General features: G+C 69.1%; 15 protein-coding genes and 1 riboswitch. Of the genes, 13 read left to right on the top strand and 2 right to left on the bottom strand.

Annotated features, from left to right (window positions below; all coding sequences use genetic code 11):
• Positions 1 to 103: 103 nt before the first annotated feature.
• The 13 genes from AAHA49_RS02780 (at position 104) to AAHA49_RS02720 (ending at position 16437) form a co-directional block, all read left to right on the top strand.
• Entirely contained in the window at positions 104 to 1075 is a 972-nt protein-coding gene (locus tag AAHA49_RS02780) for a pseudouridine synthase (RefSeq protein ID WP_339392087.1), read from the top strand.
• A 127-nt stretch (positions 1076 to 1202) separates the two neighbouring features.
• A complete protein-coding gene (locus tag AAHA49_RS02775; RefSeq protein ID WP_339392088.1) occupies positions 1203 to 1865 on the top strand; it encodes a GntR family transcriptional regulator in 663 nt (220 codons plus the stop codon).
• A 178-nt stretch (positions 1866 to 2043) separates the two neighbouring features.
• Positions 2044 to 3570 (top strand): IMP dehydrogenase, encoded by a 1527-nt coding sequence (gene guaB / locus AAHA49_RS02770; RefSeq protein WP_342037129.1) that lies wholly within the window; start codon positions 2044 to 2046, stop codon positions 3568 to 3570.
• Positions 3571 to 3984: 414 nt separating this feature from the next.
• The gene (locus AAHA49_RS02765) at positions 3985 to 5598 is read left to right on the top strand and encodes a lysine N(6)-hydroxylase/L-ornithine N(5)-oxygenase family protein (RefSeq protein WP_342037128.1); all 1614 of its coding nucleotides are present in this window, start codon (positions 3985 to 3987) and stop codon (positions 5596 to 5598) included.
• Positions 5595 to 8279 (top strand): GNAT family N-acetyltransferase, encoded by a 2685-nt coding sequence (locus AAHA49_RS02760; protein ID WP_342037127.1) that lies wholly within the window; start codon positions 5595 to 5597, stop codon positions 8277 to 8279. The genes AAHA49_RS02765 and AAHA49_RS02760 overlap by 4 nt, the downstream gene beginning before the upstream one ends.
• 183 nt (positions 8280 to 8462) lie before the next feature.
• The gene (locus AAHA49_RS02755; protein WP_342037126.1) at positions 8463 to 9530 is read left to right on the top strand and encodes a LacI family DNA-binding transcriptional regulator; all 1068 of its coding nucleotides are present in this window, start codon (positions 8463 to 8465) and stop codon (positions 9528 to 9530) included.
• A gap of 108 nt (positions 9531 to 9638) precedes the next feature.
• Positions 9639 to 10766, top strand: coding sequence for a substrate-binding domain-containing protein (locus AAHA49_RS02750; protein WP_342037125.1), 1128 nt, complete (start codon positions 9639 to 9641; stop codon positions 10764 to 10766).
• A 6-nt stretch (positions 10767 to 10772) separates the two neighbouring features.
• The gene (locus AAHA49_RS02745; RefSeq protein WP_339392094.1) at positions 10773 to 11588 is read left to right on the top strand and encodes an ATP-binding cassette domain-containing protein; all 816 of its coding nucleotides are present in this window, start codon (positions 10773 to 10775) and stop codon (positions 11586 to 11588) included.
• Positions 11585 to 12796, top strand: a complete 1212-nt coding sequence (locus AAHA49_RS02740) for a sugar ABC transporter permease (RefSeq protein WP_342037124.1) — start codon at positions 11585 to 11587, stop codon at positions 12794 to 12796. The genes AAHA49_RS02745 and AAHA49_RS02740 overlap by 4 nt, the downstream gene beginning before the upstream one ends.
• 309 nt (positions 12797 to 13105) lie before the next feature.
• A riboswitch (TPP riboswitch) is annotated at positions 13106 to 13207 on the top strand.
• Complete coding sequence (gene thiM / locus AAHA49_RS02735) at positions 13195 to 14055, top strand: hydroxyethylthiazole kinase (RefSeq protein WP_339392096.1); 861 nt, start codon at positions 13195 to 13197, stop codon at positions 14053 to 14055. Its footprint overlaps the riboswitch before it by 13 nt.
• Positions 14052 to 14750: a thiamine phosphate synthase gene (thiE, locus tag AAHA49_RS02730; RefSeq protein ID WP_339392097.1), complete on the top strand. Its 699-nt coding sequence runs from the start codon at positions 14052 to 14054 to the stop codon at positions 14748 to 14750. The genes thiM and thiE overlap by 4 nt, the downstream gene beginning before the upstream one ends.
• Complete coding sequence (gene thiD / locus AAHA49_RS02725) at positions 14747 to 15613, top strand: bifunctional hydroxymethylpyrimidine kinase/phosphomethylpyrimidine kinase (protein ID WP_342037123.1); 867 nt, start codon at positions 14747 to 14749, stop codon at positions 15611 to 15613. The genes thiE and thiD overlap by 4 nt, the downstream gene beginning before the upstream one ends.
• Positions 15614 to 15714: 101 nt before the next feature.
• Positions 15715 to 16437: a TenA family protein gene (locus AAHA49_RS02720; RefSeq protein ID WP_342037122.1), complete on the top strand. Its 723-nt coding sequence runs from the start codon at positions 15715 to 15717 to the stop codon at positions 16435 to 16437.
• 45 nt (positions 16438 to 16482) lie between these two features.
• Here the strand turns inward: AAHA49_RS02720 and AAHA49_RS02715 are convergent, their stop codons facing one another.
• Both AAHA49_RS02715 and AAHA49_RS02710 read right to left on the bottom strand, forming a co-directional pair.
• Positions 16483 to 16695, bottom strand: a complete 213-nt coding sequence (locus AAHA49_RS02715) for a hypothetical protein (protein ID WP_339392100.1) — start codon at positions 16693 to 16695, stop codon at positions 16483 to 16485.
• A gap of 171 nt (positions 16696 to 16866) precedes the next feature.
• Positions 16867 to 18057, bottom strand: a complete 1191-nt coding sequence (locus AAHA49_RS02710; RefSeq protein ID WP_342037121.1) for a cysteine desulfurase family protein — start codon at positions 18055 to 18057, stop codon at positions 16867 to 16869.
• Position 18058 lies beyond the last annotated feature (1 nt).

The following is an 18058-nucleotide window of genomic DNA, read 5'->3' as shown; positions in this document are numbered from 1 at the left end:
CTCGAAGTCCGCAGCCACGGCCGCGGCATCACGGTCGGCATCCTCGGCGCTCATGCCAGGACCGGCCCGTGATCCAGTCCGCCGCCCTCGTAGACTTGAGGGCATGCCGCGCAGTCCGTTACCGCCGAGAGAGGGCATCTCGGCGACCGTGCTCCGCGCTCCCGGGGGACTGGCGACTCACGCCAAGGCCCACCTGCCCGTGCCTGCGACGATCGGGGACTGGCTGTCTGCCGAGTTCCCGCACGCCGCCGAGGACGAGAGACGCGCGCTCACTGCGCAGACGCCTGCCGACGCGCACGATCTGCTCCCCGGCCAGATGTGCGACGCCGCGGGCACTTCGGTGTCCTGGGACGATCCTGTGATCCCCGGCGGCTTCTACTTCTTCCACCGCCCCGTGCCGCCGGAGGACCGGATCGCCTTCGAGGTGACGACGGTGTTCGAGGACGAGGACCTCCTCGTCGTCGACAAACCCCACTTCCTCGCGAGCACCCCCAATGGCCGCTTCGTCCGCGAAAGCGTCGTCACCCGCCTGCGCGTCGACCGCGACGAACCCGACCTCGTCGCCATCCACCGCCTCGACCGGATCACCGCGGGCCTCCTCATCCTCTCCCGACGCCTCTCAACCCGCGGCCGCTACCAGCGCCTCTTCCAGGACCGAGCGGTGACGAAGACCTACCGCGCCCTCGCCCCCAGCCCGCCGCCCGATCTCGAATTTCCGCTCACCCGACGCTCCCGCCTGCACAAACCCACTGGCGGTCGGCAGGTCCTCGAAGTGCCCGGGGAGGTCAACGCGATCAGCCGGATCGACCACCTCGGCGAGGTGGAGGGACGACCGGAGGTCAGCGCATACCGACTCGAACCCCTGACCGGGAAGACCCACCAGCTGCGCGTGCACATGAACGCACTCGGGCTGCCCCTCGTCGGCGACCCCGTCTACCCGCACGATCTCGGCCCCGACCCCTACGACTTCTCGTCCCCGCTGCAGCTGCTCGCGGCCACGATCGACTTCGCCGATCCGCTCACCGGGGCACCCCGGCACTTCGCGACGGGACTCGAGCTCAACCTCGGCGGGTGAATCAGCAGGGATCGTCCACGGCGGACACGGGCTCGACGGTGCCCGCCGAGGTGGCAGTGCGCTGGGAATGCGGCAGGCGTAGTGGGGCGGTCGCATCTCACGGAGGGAGACACGGTAGCCTGGTGGTATGAGCCCGAACGCACCCGGATGCACCTCAGAGGCGATCGTCGCCCTGGTCCGGACCCGAATCACCACCGGAGAGTACCCAGCAGGGTCTCCGGTGCGCGATGGTGCGCTGGCCAAGGAATTCAACGTCTCCCGCAACACCGCCCGCGAATCCCTCAGCCTGCTGCGCCACGCAGGTCTGCTCACCCAGGAGCCCAACCGCGGTTTCTTCGTCCGCACCTTCGGCATCGACGAACTCAAGGACCTCTACCGGGCCCGCCGGGTCTTCGAGATCCGTGCCGTCCAGGAGTCCCAGGACGCCACCGACGAGGCGATGGCCCGCGTCGAAGCCTCCGTCGTCCGGGCCGAGAACGCCCCGGAGAACGAAGGCTGGGCCGACGCGCAGGAGCACTCGGCGTCCTTCCACCGGGCGATCGTCGGGCTCCTCGGCTCGCCCCTGCTCGACGAGTTCTACCTCAACCTCATGGCCCGCCTGTCGACGACGTTCTCCCGCTCACCCGAGCCCGGGAAATACCACTCGCACTGGGCCAACCCGCACCGCGACATCCTCGAGAAGATCAAGTCCGGGGACCGGCAGGGCGCCGAAGGACTGCTGCGCATCCACCTCGACGACTCCGAGGCCTCGACGCTCGACCTGGCACGGTCGGTGGGCGCGGGACGCTGACCTCCACACCCTTCGTTCTGGGACTGTTCGACCGCGGAACCCAATGGTCGCCGGTGGCTGCGGACCGCCTCGGCGAGGTGTCCATTCTCACAGCCCGGGGTAGTTGAAACTGTAGAAGCCTCACAGTCCCCTTCGATACCATGGATCAACTGATCTTCCGCGTCGAAAGGCTGGACTCATGGGGAACTCCGAGCAGGAATCACAGACCGCACACGATCCGTTCGCACTCACCGGACTCACGTACGATGACGTTCTGCTCCTGCCCGGCGACACCGATGTCATACCCTCGGAAGCCTCGACGACGACGCGCCTGACCAAGGACATCGAGCTCAACATTCCGCTCGTCTCCGCCGCCATGGACACCGTCACCGAATCGCGGATGGCGATCGCCATGGCCCGCATCGGCGGACTCGGCATCATCCACCGCAACCTGTCGAAGGATGACCAGGCCGACCAGGTCGACTACGTCAAGCGCTCCGAATCGGGGATGATCAACGACCCGCTGACGATCACCCCGGAGAAGACGCTCGAAGAGCTCGACGAACTCTGCGGCCGCTACCGCATCTCCGGTCTGCCCGTCGTCGACGAGAACGACGTCCTCGTCGGCATCGTCACCAACCGCGACCTCCGCTTCGTCACCCGCAGCGAATTCCCCACCCGCACCGTCGCCGAGACGATGACCCCGATGCCGCTGATCACCGCCCCCGTCGGCGTCTCCCCGGAGAAGGCCTTCGAACTGCTCGCCGACAACAAGGTCGAGAAGCTGCCCCTGGTCGATGAGAACAACGTCATCCGCGGCCTCATCACCGTCAAGGACTTCGTCAAGACCGAGGAGTACCCGCTCGCGACGAAGGACTCCGAAGGCCGCCTGCGCGTCGGTGCCGCCGTCGGCTTCTACGGCGATGCGTACGAGCGTGCGGGCCTCCTCGCCGAGGCGGGCGTCGACGTCCTCGTCGTCGACACCGCGAACGGCCACGCCCGGGGCGTGACCGACATGATCAAGACGATCAAGGCCGACCCTGCGTTCTCCCACGTCCAGATCATCGGCGGCAACGTCGCGACGAAGGAGGGCGCACAGGCCCTCATCGACGCCGGTGTCGACGCCGTCAAGGTCGGCGTGGGCCCCGGTTCGATCTGCACGACCCGCGTCGTCGCCGGCGTCGGCGTCCCGCAGGTCACCGCCATCCACCTCGCCGCGCAGGCCGCCCGCGCCGCCGGCGTTCCCGTCATCGGCGACGGCGGCCTCCAGTACTCCGGTGACATCGGCAAGGCGCTCGTCGCCGGCGCCGACACCGTCATGCTCGGCTCCCTGCTCGCCGGCTGCAACGAGTCTCCGGGCGAGCTGATCTTCGTCAACGGCAAGCAGTACAAGGCCTACCGCGGCATGGGCTCGCTCGGCGCGATGGCTCCCCGGAAGGGCAAGTCGTACTCGAAGGACCGCTACTTCCAGGCCGACATCGCCACCGACACCGACCTCATCCCCGAGGGCATCGAAGGCCGCGTCGCCTACCGCGGCCACCTCAAGCAGGTCGCCCACCAGCTCACCGGCGGCCTGCGCCAGACGATGTTCTACGTCGGCGCGCGCACGATCGACGAACTCAAAGCCAAGGGCCGGTTCGTCCGCCTCACCACGGCCGGGCTCAAGGAGAGCCACCCGCACGACATCCAGATGACCGTCGAGGCCCCGAATTACGTCTCGAAGTGAGTCGCCGAGGCGGGCGGCTTCGCTGAGGCGACCTGTGCTTCGATCTCACACGACGCGGCCGCAGTCCCACCACGGGCTGCGGCCGCGCCGCGCATTCACCGACCCAGCCGACTCCACCGTTGCGACCGATTCCACCGAGCCAGGCGACCCCACCGACAGGGCCGATTCCACCACAACCACACCTGTCATGTGACGAGGATCACGTCACATATTTTCGGGCAGGCAGTGTTGCCCTTTCGGACCCTCTGACCCCCGCGAGACCGGGCGACGGCGGAGGCACATTGCCGGCAAGGGTACTTCTGTAGTGAGCCGTCCGTGACGATCGCTCAACATTTTCGCGCCGACTTAGGGTAGGTTTCCCTAATGCGATTGGGTCGACCCGATCCGCATACCGAAGGAGGCTGCCGAACACTCATGAACGAAACGCTCTCGGAGATCCACCCCACCCGCGACCGCGCGACTCGCGCAAACGCCACCCGCGACTCTGTCACCAGCGACAACACCCGCATCCACGACATCGTCGGCATCGGCATCGGGCCCTTCGGCCTCGGTCTGGCCGCCCTCGCCGACCCGCTGCCCGATGTCGACGCCGTCTTCCTCGACCAGCGACCGGAGTTCCGCTGGCACCCGGGCATGATGATCGAAGGAGCCACCGTGCAGGTGCCCTTCCTCGCCGACCTCGTCACCATGGCCGACCCCACTTCGCGCTTCTCGTTCCTCCAGTTCCTCAAGGACCGCGGCCGCCTCTACCCGTTCTACATCCGCGAATCCTTCTACCCCCTGCGCGCCGAATTCGACGAGTACTGCCGGTGGGTCGCCGCACAGCTGCACACGCTGCGCTGGAACCGGAGGGTCACCTCGGTGACCGTTGACGAGGGAATTCACACCGTGACCGCCGAGGTGACCGACCCCTCCGGCCGCGCCGTGGCCACGGAGACCTACCGCGCCCGCCACATCGTCCTCGGCGTCGGCACCGCACCCGTCTTGCCCGACGCGCTGAGCGACCTCGTCGCCGTCGACGGCGGGCCCGTCATCCACACTGCGGACTACCTGGACCACCGCGAGGCACTGCTCGAGAGCGGGTCCGTGACGATCGTCGGCAGCGGGCAGTCCGCGGCCGAGATTTACCGCGACCTCATCGAGGACGCCGAAGCCCGCGGGGTGCGCGTGGACTGGGTGACCCGCTCGCCGCGGTTCTTCCCGATGGAGTACACGAAGCTCACCCTCGAGATGACCTCGCCGGAGTACACCGACCATTTCCGCGCCCTGCCCGATGACCTGCGCCGACGCCTCGGTCGCGAACAGCGCACCCTCTACAAGGGCATCAGCGGCGACCTCATCGACGACATCCACGACACGCTCTACCGGCTCAGCCGCGGGGGACGCGCACTGCTGACGAACCTGTTCACCGACGCCGAGCTCATCGCGGCCGAACCCCTGCGGGGAGGCTGGACGCCGGGGGAGTACGCGCTCACCTTCCGCAACGCCCTCGTCGGCGAGACCTTCAACCGCCGCAGCGGTGCCGTCGTCGCCGCGACCGGCTACCGGTCATCCCTGCCGGGATTCCTCGCCCCGCTCGGCGAGGACATCCGCCTCGACGACGAGGGCCGCCTCGACGCCCGACGCGACTACACCGTCAACGACGCAGGCACGATCCACGTCCTCGGCGTCGAAGAGCACACCCACGGGGTCACCGCCCCCGACCTCGGCTTCGGACCGTGGCGCGCCTCGGTCGTGCTCGCCCATGTCACCGGCCGCGAACCCTATCCGATCGAGCGGACGATCGCGTTCCAGACCTTCGGGGTCCCGGAATCGGAGACCCCCGCCGAGGGGGTGTCAGGGGTGAGTGCGCACCGCGCCGTTCGATCCGCCGACGGTACCGATGAATCTGCCGAACGCGCCGTTCGATCCGCCGACAGTACCGATCGATCTGCCGAACGTGCCGATCGGATCGCCGACCATGACCGTCAAACGCCGAACCGCGCCCATCCGACCGACGCCCGCACCGAGGAGATGACCCACGTATGAGCACCAACACGATCACCAGCGGCCCGCAGACGACCGACCCACTCACCGCCCCCGGCGGGATGAACGCGTCCCCCGGCGAGACGACCGCGTCCCACGGTGGGAGGACAGCTTCCACCGGCGGGGCGACCGCCTCGGCGCCGGACATCACGATCCTTCCGCTGCGCCCCGACCGTCACTCCGCGGACGTCCACGCCTGGCTGAGCCACCCGCGGTCGCACTTCTGGCAGATGACGGAACTCGACGAGCCCGCCGTCCGCAGCTACCTCGAGGCGATCCGCATCTCCGCAGATGAGAACGGGTGGATCGGACTCGTCGACGGTGTCCCGCGGTTCTACGTCGAGACCTACACGCCGGCGATCCTCATCCCCGCCGAGGCGGTTCCCGAGCGGCCCGGTGACATCGGCATGCACCTCCTCGTCGCCCCGCCCGAAGGTCCCGGGATTCGCGGACTCACGGACGCCGTCATGGCCGCAGTCATCGACTTCTGCCTGCGTCCGCGCACACTCGGCGGTCGCGGCGGCCTGCGCGTCGTCGTCGAACCCGATGCCCGCAACGAGGCGATCCATGCCAAGAATGCCGCGGCCGGGTTCCGCGTGCTCGGGGAGGCCGAGGTGCCCATGGGAGATGGTACGAAGACGGCGCTCGTGAGCACGTGCACCCGCACCGACTTCGCCGCCAGCCGACTGGCCGGCCTCGTCGACACGGGCTGGATCGACAGCGTCGGGACGGACGGCGAAGTCGGGGATGGCGGCGCCGGGACGGGCGACCACCTCGGCGAGGGACAGCCCACCACGGCTCACCCCGGTGACGATGCCCACCGCCCCGATGACACGCACCTCGAGGTGGAGGACTACGCGCACCTCAACCCGGAGGCCTTCGCCGTCGTCAGCCGTCATCTCCTCGCCAAGGCGATCGCCGAATTCGCCCACGAACGGCTCATCGCCCCACGCCACACACCCGAACACGGGCCCGAGGCCTGGGTGCTCGCGATCCCGACCGCAGACCAGGGCGACGGCGAGAACGACTCCGGCCCCGAACCCACGCCGCTGATCTCCGTTCCCGTCGTCCACTACACCTTCGACGCCCGGGTGCTGCCGCTCGAACACTGGGCCATCGATGAGGCGAGCATCATGCGGTACCGCGACGGGCATCCGATCAACCTCGACGCCCAGGAGCTCGTCCTCGAACTCCAGGACGGACTCGGCCTGCCTGAGGACCTCGTCTCGACCTACCTCGAGGAGCTCGCCTCGACGCTCGCCGGAGGTGCTTTCAAGCTCACGGAGGCCCGGCAGGGGAGGCGACCGGACGTGGAGGGTCTCCTCGATGCCGACTTCCAGACGATCGAGGCGGCGATGACCGAGGGGCATCCGGGTTTCCTCGCCAACAACGGTCGCATCGGCTTCGCACTGAGCGACTACCGACGCTGGGCACCGGAGACCGGGCGGCTCAACCGCCTCGAGTGGGTGGCCGTGAACCGGGAGCACGCGCACCTGTCCGTCGGAGCCGGACTCGATGAGGCGAGCCACCTCGAGTGGGCACTCAGCGACGATGAGCGCACCCTCTTCGCCGACCGCCTCGGCGCGGCCGGACACCGTCTCGACGACGTCCACCTCATGCCGATCCACCCGTGGCAGGCCGACCACCGGCTGGCGATCACCTTCGCTGCCGACATCGCCCGGGGCGATCTCATCCCGCTCGGGTCCGGGCTCGATGAGCATCAGGCACAGCAGTCGCTGCGGACGTTCTTCAACCACTCGCGCGCCGGTGCCCCGTATGCGAAGGTCGCGCTCGCAGTGCAGAACATGGGCTTCCTCCGCGGACTCTCGCCGACGTACATGCGTGACACCCCGGCGATCAACGACTGGGTGGCCCACCTCGTCGCCGCGGATGCGACGTTCGCCGACCACGGTTTCCGGCTGCTGCGCGAACGCAGCGCGATCGGGTACACCGGCGACGTCTACCACCGCACCAGGCAGACCAATCCGCACCGGAAGATGCTCGCGGCCCTGTGGCGCGAGAACCCGCTGGCGCTGCTCGCAGGCGGGCAGCGGACGATGACGATGGCCGCTCTTCTCCACCGCGATCACCGCGGAGATGCCCTGGTCAGCGCGCTCATCCGCCGCTCAGGCACCAACGCCGAGGAGTGGGTGCGTTCGTACCTGCGGGCCTACCTCGAACCGCTCGTCCACGCGCTGCTGGCCCACGATCTCGTCTTCATGCCGCACGGGGAGAACCTCATCCTCGTCCTGGAGGACGACTTGGTCACCGGCGTGTTCATGAAGGACATCGGCGAGGAGGTCGCCTACCTCGGGCAGGGGAGTCTGCCGCCCGAGGTCGAGCGGATCCGCGCCGTCGTTCCCGGTGAGGAGAAGGCGCTGTCGATCTTCACCGACGTCTTCGACGGTCTGCTGCGCCATGTCGCGGGGATCCTCGAGGTCGACGGCGTCCTCGCCTCGGACCGGTTCTGGTCGCTCGTCGCCGAGGTGCTCGACCGTTACGAGTCCGCGCACCCGGACACGGCCTGCGGGCTCGCCGGGGACATCGACCTGCGCACCGGACGGTTCAAACACTCGTGCCTCAACCGCCTGCAGCTGCGCAATACGACGCAGATGGTCGACATCGGCAACCAGGCGGACTCGCTCATCTACGCGGGCACGATGCGCAACCCCGTCGGTCGCTGACGCGGAGAGTGCTTCGGGCTCACTTCGATCTCGAGAGCACAGTTCACGAACTGAGCCCTCCAGATCGAAGTGAGCTGGAGGTGAGTCCGAACTCCAGGCCGTCGGGCTATCATCGATCCCACGGTCGCCTGCCTCGAGGCGGCCGCCGGGGTCGGTGCCCCGGACTGTCCCGAAGGCGCACACATGGTCAAGCAGCACGACCGGCCGACCCTGGCCACGGTCGCCGAGCGCGCCGGTGTGAGCATCAAGACGGCCTCCCGGGTGCTCAACGGGGAGAAGCACGTCGCCAGCGCCACCGCTGCGAAGGTCGAGACCGCGGCGGCCGAACTCGGCTTCCGGCTCAACTCCGCGGCTCGCCGACTGCGTGAAGGCAGCCGTTCGCCCTACATCGGCGTCGTGCTCTCCGATATGGACGACCCCCTCCAGGTGCGGATCCTCGCTCGCCTCGAACGCGATCTCGCCGTCCACGGACTGCGCCCCGTCGTCACCGTGACCGGCGGGGATCCCGAGCTCGAACGCGCCTTCGTCGACGACTGCCGGGGCGGGGACATGTCCGGCATCTGCGTCGTGTGCTCCCAACCGGAATCCGCGGACATCTACGCCCAAGCCTCAGGCGGATCCTCCTCGGCGGGCACCGGCGAGGTCGCCGTCGTCTCCCTCGATCCGGCCGTCGCGGGGCCGGGCATCACGACGATCGCCGCCGACGACGTCGCCGCGGGACGTCGTGCCGCAGAACAGCTCGTCCGGCACGGTCACATCAGCATCGGCGTCATCGGCGACCGCGCGCTCATCGAATCCCAGGTCCGCCGGCTCGCCGGCATCCGCGAGGTCCTTGCCGACCGCAGGGACATCGGGTGGCGTGCCTACCTCGACGAAGGGGCCCACGACCAGTCGAGCGCGAAGAACGTCGTCGCAGCGCTCCTCGGGTCCCGCGCCGCCCCGACCGCGCTCATCACGCTCTCGGCCACGGTGACGATGGGCGCCATCGATGCCAGCCGCCGCCTCGACCAGTGGCCGGCCGTCGTCGGCATCGACGACTTCCCCGGAGCGGATCTCCTCGACGTCACCGTCGTCGACCCAGACGTCGATGCGATGTCCGCCGAGGCGGTCCGGGTCCTCTCCGGCGACCGTCGGCCCCTCCCCGGCGCCGGGTCGATACCCCTGCTGACCTCGCAGGACGGCCTGACCAGGGTGCGGCTCATCCGCCGCGGCAGCGGTGAGGAATCGCCTCGCCAGGCCACCGGGCGCTGAGAGAAGGCAGCGCGGAGAATTCCGCGCCGACAGTTGACAAACCTCCTCGGTGGGCGAAATATGTCTACCAGCCTGACAACGTTGTCAGAATGAGGAAAGGTTCCGAGAATGCGCACTTCTCACCCCCGTGGATCATCGTCGGCGACTGGGCCGAACAGGCTTCATCGCCGCCTCACCGTCGCCGGCGCCGCCGTTGCGATCTCCGCTCTCGCACTCACCGGCTGCGGCAATCAGAAGGGCCAGGGCAACGACGAAACCGGCTCCGGATCCGGCTCGGACGGCGACGTGACGATCGCCCTGCTCCTGCCCGAGTCGAAGACGACCCGGTACGAATCCCTCGACAAACCGAACTTCGAGAAGTACGTCGCCGAGGCCAACCCCGACGCCAAGGTCGAATACCGCAACGCCAACCAGGACGCCTCCCAACAGCAGCAGCAGTTCGAAGCGGCTGTCACCGAAGGCGTCGACGTCATCGTCCTCGACCCGGTCGACGCCTCGGCGGTCGCCTCCTCACTGGCGAAGGCCGAAGCGAAGCAGATCCCCGTCGTCTCCTACGACCGCTTCTTCGAGGGCGCTGATTACTACACCTCGTTCGACAACAAGAAGATCGGCAACCTCCAGGGCCAAGCGCTCCTCGACGGACTCAAGGCCAAGGGCGTCGACCCGAAGTCGGGACCCGTGTGGATGGTCAACGGCGACCCGAAGGACCCCAACGCCGCCGACTTCAAGGCCGGAGCCGAGGAGACGCTCAGATCAGCAGGTGTCGACATCGCCGCCGACCACGACACCCTCGACTGGAATCCCGACGACGCCCGACAGTGGGTCGAAGGTCAGCTCCAGGGCGGTGGTCAGAAGCCGATCGCCATCTACGCCGCCAACGACGGCACCGCCGGCGGAGTGCTCGCCGCGACGACGAAGGCGAAGCAGGACCCCGTCGTCACCGGCCAGGACGCCGAGGTCGACGGACTCCAGAACATCCTCAAGGGCGAGCAGTACGCGACGATCTACAAGTCGATCCCACCGCAAGCCGAGTTCGCCGCCAAGGCCGCGACCGCCCTGGCCGGAGGGGAGGAGCCGAAGGCCGCGACGACGTACAAGGACACCCCGACCGACTTCGTCGAGGCCAAGGTCGTCACGAAGGACACGATCAAGGACATCGTCGGCGACCAGATCAAGGCCTCGGACATCTGCAAGGGAATCGAGAAGAAGCTCTGCCAAGACGCCGGAATCGAATAGGCCCCGATGACTTCCCAGACGAATGACCCGACGCCCGCTTCCGGGCGGGCGTCGGGGGACCCAGTGCTCGAACTGCGCGGCATCGCCAAACGCTTCGGCGCCGTCCAGGCCCTCACCGACATCAACCTCACCATCGGCCGCGGCGAGGTCGTCGGCCTCGTCGGCGACAACGGCGCCGGCAAGTCGACGCTCATCAAGATCATCGCGGGCGTCCACGGCGCCGACGAAGGCGAGATCCGCATGGGCGGGCGCCCGCAGCGGTTCTCCTCACCGAAGGACGCCCAGAAGGCCGGGGTCGCCACGGTCTTCCAGGACCTCTCCCTGTGCGAGAACCTCGACGTCGTCGCCAACCTCTTCCTCGGCCATGAGGCCACCCGCGGCGGCGTCCTCGACGAAGTGACCATGGAGGCGAAGTCGTGGGAGCTCCTGCGCAGCCTCTCGGCGAAGATCCCGAGCGTGCGCGTGCCCATCGCCGCCCTCTCCGGGGGACAGAGGCAGACGGTCGCGATCGCCCGGTCCCTCCTCGGCGAACCCTCCATCGTCATGCTCGACGAACCGACCGCCGCCCTCGGAGTCGCCCAGACCGCCGAGGTGCTCAACCTCATCGAACGCCTCCGGGACCGTGATCTCGGGGTGCTGCTCGTCAGCCACAACATGGCCGACGTCCAAGCCGTCTGCGACCGCGTCCACGTGCTGCGCCTGGGCAGGGACGCCGGGGACTTCCCCGGTGACGAACGCACGGATGTGCTCATCGCCGCCATCACCGGCGCCAACGACAACGTCGTGACCCAGCGTGCGGCGAGGAGGGGTGAGCGCCGATGACCCGCAGCTCGTTCATCACCGACGAACGGATCTTCGACGAGGGGTTCGTGCGCACCTTCTTCCGGCGGATCAAGGAGGGCCAGCTCGGCTCGTTCCCCGTCATCCTCGCGCTCATCGTCATCGTCGTCGTCTTCCAGTCGGCGAACAGCAACTTCCTCTCCCCGGCCAACCTCGTCAACCTCTCCACGCAGGTCGCCTACCTGGCGATCCTCGCGCTCGGCATCAACCTCATCCTCCTCCTCGGCGAGATCGACCTCTCGCTCGCGCAGCTCGGCGGGCTCGCGGCCTCGGTGCTCGGTGTGCTCGTCGTCCGGCAGGACGTGCCGCCGGTCATCGCGCTGACGATCATCCTGCTCCTCGGCCTCGTCGTCGGGGCGATCCAGGGCTGGTTCTTCGCCGTCGTCGGCATCCCCGCCTTCGTCGTCACCCTCGCCGGCCTCCTCGCGTTCACGGGGCTCACCCTCACCGTGCTCGGCACCCAGAAGAACCTCTCGATGGCCGACACCTTCGCCTTCGACTTCGCCAGCTACTACTTCCCGGCGATCTGGGCGTACGTCTTCGGGGCGATCGCGGTCATCGGGTTCGGTGCGGGGCTCGTCTACTCGAAGCTGCGGCGCCATGCGCAGGGACTGGACAGTGCGAGCTGGCTGGCCGTCATCGTCCGCATCGTGCTGCTCACGGCGATCGTCTTCGGCTTCCTCATCCTCGTCAACCAGGACTTCGGTCTCGCCCTGCCGTTCTTCCTCATGATGGTCATCGCGATCGTCATCGACCTCGTGCTGCGCAAGACGCGCTACGGGCGTTCGATCTACGCCGTCGGCGGCAAGGTCGAGGCCGCGCGGCGGGCGGGCATCCCGGTGACATGGGTGCGCATCAGCGTCTTCATGACCGCCGGCGTCCTCGCCGCACTCTTCGGCTTCGTCAAGGCCGGAGTGACGACGAACGCCGGATCGACGCTCGTGGCGACCCAGGATCTGCTCAATGCGATCGCCGCGGCCGTCATCGGCGGCACCTCCCTCTTCGGCGGACGCGGCACGGCCTGGGCGGCGGTGCTCGGCGCGTTCGTCGTCGGCGCCATCAACAACGGCCTCTACCTCATCGGCTTCAACTCCGACGCGCAGCAGATCATCACCGCCCTCGTCCTCCTCACCGCCGTCGTCATCGACGCGGTCAGTCGGCGCGGCCAGCGTTACGTCGGCAGGGGATAGTCGCCGAAGCGGACGGACGGCAGCGTTCGAATTCACCGAGACCGCCTCTTCGCGTCGAGACCGCGCCTCCAGGCATTCGGTCTCGCTCATCTACGCGGGCACGATGCGCAATCCCGTGGGCCGCTGACGCGGAGAGCGCTTCGGGCTCACTTCGATCTCGAGGGCACAGTTCACGAACTGTGCCCTCGAGATCGAAGTGAGCTGGAGGACTGTGCAGGCGCCGAGGCGGTCCGGCAGCATCGCCCGCCGCGTGGCCCGCGCATGCGCTGCCCGCGTCGCCGCCGCCTCGGCGCTCCTGATACAGTCGAAGGCAATGACATGGGGTGCCCGGGGAATCGCGCCGGGCTGAGAGGACACCCATCGAACCTGATCTGGGCCATGCTAGCGAAGGGATCGTCATGACCGACCTCGATCTGTCGTCGGCGCACGCACGTCTGCGCGCGTCGAACCCGCTCATCCAATGCATCACGAACACCGTCGTGCAGCAGTTCAGTGCGAACGTGCTGCTCGCTGTCGGGGCGTCTCCGGCGATGCTCGACCACGACGCCGACGCCGCACAGTTCGCCCACCTCGCCGGCGGGCTGCTGATCAACTTCGGCACGGCGACGAACCAGCAGTTCCTCGCCGCCGACGCCGCGATCGAAGCCGTCACCGCCGATGCGAAACCCTGGGTCCTCGACCCGGTGAGCATCGGTGCCGCCGATTTCCGCACCACCCGGATCCGCCGGGCCGCTGCCGCCGGACCCACCGCGATCCGCGGCAACGCCTCGGAGATCGCGGCACTGGCCGGCGCCGGTGCCGGCGGGCGCGGAGTCGAATCCACCGACGAAGTCGACGCCGTGCTCCCCGCCGCCGCCGACCTCGCCCGCGCGACCGGCGCGATCGTCGCCGTCTCGGGTGCCCGTGACGCCGTCGTCGCCCACATCGACGGGGTCGACCATGTCGCCCGCATCGACGGCGGACACGCGTTCATGCCGCTCGTCATCGGCACCGGGTGCTCGCTCGGCGCCGTCACCACCGCCTACCTCGCCGCGGTCCCTCCGGCGGGGACGAGTTCGCAGGCCGGACCGGCAGGCGTGGGAGCGCTCGAGAGGTTCACCGCCGTCGTCGCCGCCCACGCGCATTTCGCCGTGGCCGGTGAGGCCGCCGCGACCGGGGCACTGGGTCCGGGCCGGTACGCCATGAACTTCCTCGACGCCCTCTTCACCACCGACGACGACCGCATCGCCCGCTCCCGCGTCGCGGTGACGGCGGCATGAGCGCGGCACTCGACCGCCTCGCCGGCATCGACACCCGCCTCTACCTCGTCACCGACTCCGCGCAGTGCGCCGAGGCCGGTCGGACGGTGGCCGAGACCGTGCGCTCCGCGGTCGCCGGCGGGGTCGGCATCGTCCAGGTCCGGGACAAGGACATCGACGACACCGAGTTCCTCGTCCTCACCCGTGAGGTCGTCGCCGCCGTCGCCGAGGCGGTGGCCGGCACCGACCGCCGGGTCCCCGTCTTCCTCAACGACCGGGTGGCCGTCGCCGGGCGTCTGCGCGAGGAGGGCACGGACGTCCACATCCACGTCGGCCAGTCCGACACCCCCGTCGCCGAGGTGCGCGCCCTCCTCGGCGACGCACCGCTCGTGGGTCTCTCGGCCGCCGAGGACGCCGAATTCGCCGCAGCCCGGGCCACCGGAGCGGTCGACCTCGTCGGCATCGGCCCCGTCTTCGACACGACGACGAAGGCCGACGCACCGGCCGGGATCGGCCCGGACCGCCTCGGCGAACTCGTCTCACAGGCAGGACTGCCCGCGGTGGCGATCGGCGGGATCGACGCGACACGCGTCCCGGACCTGCGCGGCCTGGGTCTCATCGGCGTCTGCGTCGTCTCGGCGATCTGCCGCGCCGCCGACCCCGAACTCGCCGCGGCCGAACTGCTCGCCGCCTACGGGGACGGGGGAGCGGTATGAGTGTGCGCCCGCCGATCGCGCTCTCGATCGCCGGCACCGACCCGAGCGGGGGAGCGGGCATCCACGCCGACCTCAAGACGTTCACCGCCCTCGGCGTGCTCGGGACCACGGCGGTCACCGCACTCGTCGCCCAGAACACGCACGGCGTCTCCCGGGTCTACCCGATCGACGAGGACTTCGTCACCGATGAGCTCGACAGCGTCCTCAATGACATGCCCGTCGATGCGACGAAGACCGGAATGCTCGGTTCGCGCTCGCTCGTCGACCTCGTCGTCGACCGGGCCTCGTCCTCGGATTTCGGGTTCTTCACCGTCGACCCGGTCATGGTCGCGACCTCCGGGCATCGGCTCCTCGAGGCCGAGGCCGTCGACTCCGTGCGCACCCGACTGCTCCCGGTCGCCGACCTCATCACCCCGAACCTCCCCGAGGCGGCTCTCCTCCTCGGCGACGACGTCGACGAAGCGCAGACTCCAGGGCAGATGCGCGAGCAGGCGCGGGAGCTCGTGGCCCGTGGAGCGCAGGCGGTGCTGCTCAAGGGCGGGCACGCGCGCGACGGAGAAGTGGCCGACATCCTCGTCACCTCGGACGGTGAGATCACCGAGTTCGCGCACCCCCGGATCACGACGGCGAACACGCACGGCACCGGCTGCACGCTCTCGGCGGCGATCACCGCCGAGGCGGCCGTGCTCCGGCAGGCGGATCCCGGCTCCCGGCTGAGCCCCGAACAGGTCCGCGGTGCCGTCGAACGGGGCCTGGACTTCCTCGCCCGGGCCCTCGCCTCGGCGGCGGACTGGCAGGTCAGCCTCGACCCCGCCGGTGCGCACGGACCCGTCGACCACCAGGTCGACATCACCAGGCGCTGAGATCGGCATCCCATCCACCCCGAACCGCCCGGAGAGCGCTGCCGCGTTGCGGCCCCTGCACCATTCTGCGACGATCACCAACGACCCGAGGAGACTCACTGATGACCACGAACTTCGCCGTCGGCCCGAACACCACCGAACTCTGGGAGCATGTGCGCCCGCTCGTCGAAGAGATCGAGGCGCTGCCGTTCCTCACCCAGCTCGCCGACGGCAGCCTCGACCCGGTGGCGTTCGCGAACTACATCAACCAGGACAGCATCTACCTCAGCGGGTATGCGAAGGCGATGTCCTTCCTCGCCGGGAAGACCACGGATCGGGACGAGTCCCGGTTCTGGTCCACCTCGGCGGCGGAGGCGATCACGGTCGAAGAGGACATGCACGCTCAGCTCCTCTCCGATGCCCGGCTCGGGCAGGCGCTGACCGACCTCGAGGCGAACGACCGGTTGGGAGCCTCGCCGACGACGCTCGGGTACGTGTCCTTCCTAGTCGCCACCTCGGCGACCCGGTCCTACGGGGAGGGTGTCGCCGGGGTGCTGCCGTGCTTCTGGGTGTACGCGCACATGGGCAAGGTGCTCATCGAACGCGCCGGGGCGATGAGCGAGGACCACCCGTACCGCACCTGGGTGCAGACCTACGACTCCCCGGAGTTCGACGAGTCGACCAGGAAGGCCGTGACGATCCTCGAACGGGAGCTCGAGCGGGCGCCCGAGGACGAGCTGACCCGGATGCGGGCCGCCTTCGAACGCGCCTGCGTCTACGAACTCCACTTCTGGGCCTCGGCGCACGCGATGCAGACCTGGGACGCCGCGGTCTTCGCGGTGTGAGGCCGGTCCCGACCCGCAGGGCGGGTGCCTGGCTCGGGAACCCTCCTACGCTGTCCCTTCGCGGCGATCGTCGACGATGCGGGTGAGCGGACCCAGCTGGCCGAGCGCCATCCACCCGCGGCACAGGGTGGTCCAGAGGATGACCCGGTCGACCTGGGTCAGGGGCACACGATCACGCGGCGGGCAGGCGATTCGTCCGACGAAGAAGACGACCGCAGCGAAGCCGACTCCCATGATGGTGACGATCAGCAGATCCATGACGAAAACCCCCTCGCAACCGCAGTGAAATCCTGGATTCCAGTGTCTCTCCGCATTGGCGCGGTGGAAAGGGGCCAATCGCACATCGGTGGCCTCTTCGCGCCCCGGGTGGGATGAGGAGGCGAGGTTCCGGAGCCTGGGGTGGGCACGGCCTCAGGAGAACGCGAGGCTTCAGGAGAACGCGAGGCTGAGGCGAGTCGCCGCCTCGACGACGGCCGCTGAGGCTGCCGCCCCCTGCTCGGCGGTGATCGACGCGGGAAAGGTGAAGCGCATACTCGTCTTCGCCACCTCGGCGTCGATGCCGAGCGCCAGCAGCACATGGGAGGGCTCATCCGACCCGACCGCGCACGCCGACCCGCTCGACGCCGTCACCCCGAGCCGCTCCAGCTCGAGCAGCACCGCCTCCCCGCTCGTACGGGAGAAGCAGAACGACGCATGATTCGGGTTCCGCGCACTCCCGGCGCCCGCCGGCTGGGCACCCGTGAGGATCACCCCAGGCACCTGGGCGAGCACCTCGGCGATGAAGTCATCCCTGATCAGGGCCACACGCTGGGTTGCGTCGACGCGTTCGGCCTCGGCGAGCTCGAGGGCGGTGGCGAACGCGACGGCCAGGGCGACGTTCTCCGTGCCCGACCGCCGACCCGACTCCTGCCCGCCCCCGTGGATGAGCGGTTCGACGGGGATCCGCGCGCGGATCGCCGCCGCCCCGATGCCCTTCGGCGCCCCGACCTTGTGCCCGGCCAGCGTGATCGCGTCGACGCCGAGCCCGGTCAGCGGCAGCCAGCCGGCGGCCTGCACGGCATCGGTGTGGACGTGGGCTCCGACAGTATGGGCGACTTCGGCGAGGGTCGAGATATCAGTGACCGTGCCGATCTCGTTGTTCGCATACCCGAGGCTGACGACCGCGGTGTCCTCCCGCAGCGCCGCCCGCAGCGCCTCGGGCGTCACCGTCCCATCGGATTCGACATCGACGAAGGAGACTGCGAAGCCGTGACGTCGGCGGAGGTATTCCGCCGAGGCGAGCACCGCTTCATGCTCGAGCGGGGAGGTGACGATATGACGGCGTTCGGAATCCGTCCCCGCCGATGCGGTGGCGTCGGGAAGCCCGCCGAGGGCCATGCCGTTGACCGCGAGATTCGCCGCCTCGGTGCCCCCGCCGGTGAAGACGATGTCCGTGCTCCGCATCCCGAGCACCCGCGCGACCCGCGCACGGGCATCCTCGAGGGCCTCGGCGGTGACGCGCCCGAACTCATGATGGCTCGACGGATTGCCGAAGGCGCCCGCGAGGTACGGCCATGCCGCCTCGAGTGCTTCGCGCCGCACGGGCGCGCTCGCCGCCGTGTCGAGGTAGAGCTGATCCATG

The sequence above is a fragment of the Brevibacterium ammoniilyticum genome (assembly GCF_038429965.1).
Classification (GTDB): Bacteria; Actinomycetota; Actinomycetes; order Actinomycetales; family Brevibacteriaceae; genus Brevibacterium; species Brevibacterium ammoniilyticum.
The sequence above is the reverse complement of the archived record's forward strand: the minus strand, read 5'-3'. Positions and strand labels throughout refer to the sequence as shown.